The following is a 1171-nucleotide window of genomic DNA, read 5'->3' on the forward strand; positions in this document are numbered from 1 at the left end:
CGTCGGCTGTGGCCCTTGATCGCGTACATCGCGGTGTCGGCGGCGGAGAGTGCGTCGGTGAGGGTGGGGACCGGCAGGTCCGCGCGGCGGGAGCGTCCGACCGAGGCGGAGACCGGCAGTGCCTCGCCGTTGTGGTGGACGGGGCGGTCCAGAGCGGTCCGCAGGGCGTTAAGGCCGGTGGTGTGGCCGGGGTCGGTGACGATGGCGACGAACTCGTCTCCACCGATCCGGGCGGCGATGCCATGGCGTCCAACCCAGTCGTTCAGTCGGCGGGCGGTCGCGGCGAGTACCGCATCCCCGGCGGGGTGGCCGTGACGGTCGTTGATGGCCTTGAAATCGTCCAAATCAACCAAGACCACAAGGGCGTTGGGGTGCCCGTCGAGGACGCGTTCGGCGCGGGTCGTCCATCCGGCGCGGGTGTGCAGGCCGGTCAGCGGGTCGCGGCGGGCGCCAGCCAGACGGCGGGCGAGGACGCTGCCGTGCACGGCCCAGCCGAGGGCCGGTAACGCGGCGCCGACGAGGGTGAAGTCCATGCGGGGTCACCGACCCTTGCGGGAGTCGTTGAGCAGGGAGCGCAGGACCACGGCGCAGATGGCCACGCTCACGCCGGTGATGGCGACCGCCAGGAGCATGGAGACCAGCACGGTGCCGACGATCAGAACCACGGCGGTGCCGCCGCCGACGAGCGCGAGCGTGCTGCCGGGGGTGAGCTGGATGGTCGGCCGGTTCGACACCGGCGCCGGGGCGACCGGGGCCGGGGTGGTGGTGGCCGCCACGGTCGAGGACGCGGTGGGCGCCGGGGTCGGGGTGTGGTCGGTGGGCGGGTACTTGGGGGTGAGCATCGGTGGTTCCTCCTGTCAGGGGTTGCAGCGGTGGGTGCGGGCGGCGAGTTCGGCGGCGGAGCGGTCGGCGTAGTCGGCCGAGAAGCCGCAGCCGGGGGCGGAGCAGGCGGCGGTGTGCCGGGTGCGGCCCCGGCCGTCGTGATAGGTGGCGACGGTGACCGGGCCGAAGCGGCGCACGTCACGGAACCGGCGATACGTGCTCACGGGTCAACCTCCCTTCCGAATCAGGTGAGTTCGAGCTGTGCGGCGATGGCCTGGCAGGTTGGCGCGGGCAGACCGAGCCGGGCGGCGAGCGCGTCAGCCGTGATCGGCTCACCCGTGGTCTTGCG

The 1171-nt window shown here is 73.0% G+C and carries 4 protein-coding genes; all 4 read right to left on the reverse strand.

What is annotated here, in order from left to right; translation table 11 throughout:
- A partial coding sequence (locus AB0M20_RS44825; RefSeq protein ID WP_364307711.1) for a GGDEF domain-containing protein occupies window positions 1–533 on the reverse strand: 533 nt, incomplete at its 3' end.
- A gap of 6 nt (window positions 534–539) precedes the next feature.
- A complete protein-coding gene (locus tag AB0M20_RS44830; protein WP_359701455.1) occupies window positions 540–842 on the reverse strand; it encodes a SpdD protein in 303 nt (100 codons plus the stop codon).
- 15 nt (window positions 843–857) lie between these two features.
- Window positions 858–1046 carry a mobile element transfer protein gene (locus AB0M20_RS44835; RefSeq protein ID WP_161191806.1) on the reverse strand — a complete coding sequence of 63 codons (189 nt, stop codon included), beginning with the start codon at window positions 1044–1046 and terminating at the stop codon, window positions 858–860.
- A gap of 20 nt (window positions 1047–1066) precedes the next feature.
- Window positions 1067–1150: a hypothetical protein gene (locus AB0M20_RS44840; protein ID WP_364307713.1), complete on the reverse strand. Its 84-nt coding sequence runs from the start codon at window positions 1148–1150 to the stop codon at window positions 1067–1069.
- Between the last annotated feature and the right edge of the window lie 21 nt (window positions 1151–1171).

The sequence above is a fragment of the Actinoplanes sp. NPDC051633 genome, from assembly GCF_040681735.1.
Taxonomy (GTDB): Bacteria; Actinomycetota; Actinomycetes; order Mycobacteriales; family Micromonosporaceae; genus Actinoplanes.